Origin of the sequence: Desulfosarcina cetonica JCM 12296 (assembly GCF_001311845.1) — a bacterium.
Taxonomy (GTDB): domain Bacteria; phylum Desulfobacterota; class Desulfobacteria; order Desulfobacterales; family Desulfosarcinaceae; genus Desulfosarcina; species Desulfosarcina cetonica.
Map to the genome: position 1 here is coordinate 1 of NZ_BBCC01000314.1, position 4,336 is coordinate 4,336.

A 4,336-nucleotide genomic window follows, 5' to 3' on the forward strand; every position below is an offset into this window, starting at 1 on the left:
GGTTTCCACTTCCTTTTATCGTTCGTCTTGGCTCACGGTGTCCATCAAGGGGACTTGCGCCATTTTATAGGCCAATTTAAAAAGGTGTTCGGCTTGCCGGAATAAACGCCGTTCATTGATTAAAGGAGAAAAACACACAACGTGAATCATCAAACGGTATGGTTATAAAAAAGCTATATAGTAGCTCTACGAGCTATTAAGACATGTGGGGTATTGTGTCAATAATAAATTGAAATTACAGGAAATATCTCTATATAGATACAATGTTGGGGCAGTGAGGGGGGTTGTTCTCAGATTTTCTCTTGATAGATAAAAATATTCGCTGATTTGGCGATAAAGTGGTTTTTGAGTATCTACCTATAGAAAAAACGGGTTCTGTGGCGCGTCGAGCGGTGTGTGAAAACCCGGCAAGGGTCTCCATAAAGAAAAACGTATCTGGCAGGCTGCCAGTGGCCTTTGGGGAATGGATGGGGTGCGTTTTAGGGTGGGGCGTTGCTTAGAAAATCGACGATTGTATGAAAGGATTCATGGGGGAATTATTAATTTCCGGCAACCTTATCGAATTTGCCTTCATGGGGGCATGAATGGATGGCGAATTCAGCTTGACGTGCATATCCTCGGCAAACACCCGGTCCGCACACGCAAAAAAAGGCGATCCGGGTGCTGCCGAGGGGTGACATCATCTTCAGGGTCAGCGCCGGCAGGCGAACGATATCAGCGTTTCTGAGCCAATCGCGCAAAGGTGCTGCCCAATTTCTCGACACCGAATTTGTCGATCAGGGCTTCAAGGTCGGCCTCCATCTCGTCCGCCACGGCCGCTTCATCAACCTCCTCCTCGCGCTCCTCATACGTCAGGGCGTCCACAAGGCACCACTTGACGCACAATGGTTCATCCTCGCCCTCGCACATATCGCATTTCAGCGGCAGTCCGGAATCGGGCTCTTTGAATTCCGGCCGCGATGGGCAGGCGGCCCGGCAGAAGGAACATTCATCATATTCCTTACCGTCAATCAGGTATTTGTCCCTGCCGGCGCACTCGGCGGGAGTATATTCGCCCGCGTACACGGGTACATATATATCTCTGAAAGGATCACGGATAATGCGAATCCGGGAACGGGCGGGGTTGTTGCTGCTGTATTTCGGCGTGGCGTGGAAGGCCGAACAGATGACCTCGCAGGCCCGGCAGCCATTGCACTTGTCTACATCTATTTTTAAGGTTTTGATGATTTTTTTGACTTTTTCACCCATGACGGTTATCTCCCCTTGGCTAGGATTCTTTGCTATTCCGCTGACGTCGATTCCGGTGAGGTGTCACCATTTTCCGACAGGACGCCTCTGCGGATGAAGTCTTCGCTCACATAGTCCAGACCCAGTTCGTGCAACGCTTCTTTTGTCGGAATACCGTCATTGTTCCAGCCTTTGAATTTATAGTACGTATCCAGCAACTCTTTCTCGAGTTCCGGAAAGCGCTTTTTCCAGTGGTTCGCCGGAGGCGCTTCATCCTTGCGGCGCATGCCGCGGCGGATGTTGATGGCCCGGACCAGGGTACGATAGCGTTTGGTCGCCTGGGTGAGCTTTTCTTCATCCATATCGATACCGGTGCCGGCCGAGATGAATTTGGGGTAGTTGTGGATATGATAGGGCGGCTTGAGGGGGAATGATGAGAGGCCGGCGCATTGGCCCAGGGCGTCGTCGATATAGTGCATGCGCTCCTGCCAGTCGACGATTTCGCAGGTCATCTGGGCAGTGGGGTAGTAGGGGATCGAGTTATCCCCGCGGGGCTCCCAATCCAGGAAGTACTGTTTGAATTTTTCATCGGGAACCTGGATCCAGTCTTTGACGAATTCCTCGCGTTGCTCCATTTTGGGGAAAGGCGCCTGGGGGAACTGGCCCTCGATCTGGGTGATATTGATCTTTTCACCGGTGGAATACATGAGGAAATAGATCGGGTTGAGCATGGAGAGCTTGAGGGGCAGCTGTTCGTGCTTCTTGATGGTGTTGTGGGCAAATGCATCGGCGCCATTGCCGATGGCCTGGGCCGCCCAGTAGGTGCCATTGGCCAAAGTATCGCCGATGCCTTCACGCTGAACGATCTTATCCAGAAGATAATAGAACCGTTCCTTTGTATCCGCCGGCATGCCCGGAAAATCTTCTTCGGTCAGGATATTGTGTTCTAAAAGCTCTAAAGCGAAAGCGATGACCTGTGGTGTTGAGAATCCATCCAGGCCATACTCGGTTGCTTTCTGGGCGATGCTCAGACCAAAATCCAAATCGGCATAAGCCCCCATGGTGTAGGTCAACTTGGTGAAACATTTCATCATGTAGGTGGGCAGCCCCGGCATGGAGATGGTGGCACCGCATTTCATGGGGCAGTTGAAGCAGCTGATCAGACGGGTCTGGGCCGTCTCCATGGTGTCGGTCCACGACTCGGCAACCTCCTGGGTCCAGAAATCCTTGCGGCGGGTACGTGAATTCCCCCACATGAAGTTCTCGGTGTGCCACTTCTCGTCGTGGACCTTCATCTCCTGGGGTGAACCGAGACCGGCCAGGATCGGCATGACCCCGGGAATGGGGTTGTCTTCCCTGAATTTGATATATTCGAGGACTTCGTTGCAAAGGCCGATGAACTCGTCCGGACGCGCCAGGTTGACGTCCTTGGTTCCTCTGACGACAATGGCCTTGACGCCTTTATCGCCCATGACGGCGCCGATGCCGCCGCGGCTGGCACTGGAGCGGCCTTGTTCGATGGAAGCGAAATAGACCCGGTTTTCGCCGGCCAGGCCAATGGCCGCCACCTGGGCCTTGGGCGCGTCGAGTTCCTTTTTAATCAATTCGGCGGTTTCGATGGCACCTTTGCCGCTCAGGTGGGCGGCATCCCGGATTTCCACGGTGTCGTTGTTGATCCAGATGTAGACCAGTTCGGGGGACTTGCCGCGCAGAACCACCTTGTCGTAACCGGCATACTTCAGTTCCGGCGCAAAGAAACCGCCCATCATGGAAAAGGCCATGAGCTGCGTTTGGGGAGAGATGGTCGATACGATGGTCCGGTTGCAGCCGGTAGCCGGTGTGCCGCACAACAGGCCGGCGCTGAAAATCAGCAGATTATCGGGCGAAAAAGGCTCGACTTCGGGGGGAACCCGGTCCCATAGGATTTTGGCGTTGGTTCCCAGTCCGCCCAGATAAAGTTCGGTGTCTTTCGGGTCGGTGGCGACCCGTTCGATGTTCCTGCGGGATAGATCGATTTCTAAATTGAATCCAGTTTCGGCGTATCGCATTGTATACCCCTTCTTTTGTCTATCACTTGAATCCGGGGCTATTCTGAAGAACCCCGGTGCCCCCTTGGCGTTAATGTCAATCCTTTCGATGAGCAGTCGAAAAAACTGACGGCCAGATGTGAATATATCTATCTGTAGATACAGTTAGGCTACATAGTAGCTATGTGTCAATACAAAAGTCGTGCGAAAGGCCATTTTTTTCTATCCTTAGAAAAAATGGCCCGAAATGAATCATGCCGCCATCGAGGCGAACGAATTTTCGGTAATAAGGTTCTATATGGAGATATTTTCTATGGGGTCGGGATGGTGCAAACCTGCCGTGAGTCTGTCAGGGAAGGGGGGGAACGCACCTTTTCGATGACATCACGCTTGAACGGGCAGAGCGCTGGAGCCGTTCCGACAGGGTGTCCGATTCAGATGGTCCGGATGGTCGTCGTGATTATCTGCGGTTGCCTGAACGGCTTTTTTCGAGTGGAATCTGGGATGGGCGTCGGTGATCCCTGTTGCCGCCCATTGATTGGTTGAACGAGTCGAATCGGGCAAACGGACTGTCCGATGGAAGATCGCGTGATTGGGTGGGAAATGTATCCGAGTCCTGGGGGTGGCCCATCATTTTGAACAGTGCCGGACGAATGAACTGTTCAAACGAGAGCATGGCTGCGGCGGGGTTGCCCGGTAACCCGAAAATGAGACTCCTGCCGATGGTACCGAAGATGGTCGGTTTGCCGGGTTTGACGAAAATATTGGAATAGCGGGTTTTCAGCCTAGGGAAGTAAAGGTTTTTTGCACCAAGTCGTACTTGCCGCGGGATGTCCCGCCCGAGGTGATGATGACATCGGCGTTCATCGCTTCGGCCAACAGCGCCCGCTGGGCTTCTATATCGTCGCCCACGATGCCCAGGCTCAAGGGAACCGCCTGGGCGTCGAGCGCCTGGGCGGCCAATGCATACAGGTTGGAACTCACGGTCTTGCCGGGTATGGCCGGTTCATGAAAATCGGTGAGCTCGTCACCGGTGGCGACGACCGCCACCAGGGGTTTGCGGTGGACGTACACATAGGCTT

The 4,336-nt window shown here is 53.4% G+C and carries 4 protein-coding genes; all 4 read right to left on the reverse strand.

Translation table 11 applies throughout. The annotated features are described in order from the left end of the window. Positions 1-714: 714 nt before the first annotated feature. The gene (locus JCM12296_RS32775) at positions 715-1,248 is read right to left on the reverse strand and encodes a 4Fe-4S dicluster domain-containing protein (protein WP_054701950.1); all 534 of its coding nucleotides are present in this window, start codon (positions 1,246-1,248) and stop codon (positions 715-717) included. 32 nt (positions 1,249-1,280) lie between these two features. Next, complete coding sequence (locus JCM12296_RS32780) at positions 1,281-3,275, reverse strand: aldehyde ferredoxin oxidoreductase N-terminal domain-containing protein (RefSeq protein ID WP_054701953.1); 1,995 nt, start codon at positions 3,273-3,275, stop codon at positions 1,281-1,283. A gap of 439 nt (positions 3,276-3,714) precedes the next feature. Next, the gene (locus JCM12296_RS51160) at positions 3,715-4,086 is read right to left on the reverse strand and encodes a molybdopterin-binding protein (RefSeq protein WP_422699208.1); all 372 of its coding nucleotides are present in this window, start codon (positions 4,084-4,086) and stop codon (positions 3,715-3,717) included. Then, the coding region (locus JCM12296_RS32785; protein ID WP_246805238.1) for a molybdopterin-binding protein at positions 4,035-4,336 on the reverse strand (302 nt) is incomplete at its 5' end. The genes JCM12296_RS51160 and JCM12296_RS32785, both read right to left, overlap by 52 nt.

What these genes read in the sequence shown, in the direction of transcription:
- JCM12296_RS32775 (WP_054701950.1), bottom strand. Translation starts at nt 1,248, where the DNA reads ATGGGTGAAAAAGTCAAAAAAATCATCAAAACCTTAAAAATAGATGTA.
- JCM12296_RS32780 (WP_054701953.1), bottom strand. Translation starts at nt 3,275, where the DNA reads ATGCGATACGCCGAAACTGGATTCAATTTAGAAATCGATCTATCCCGC.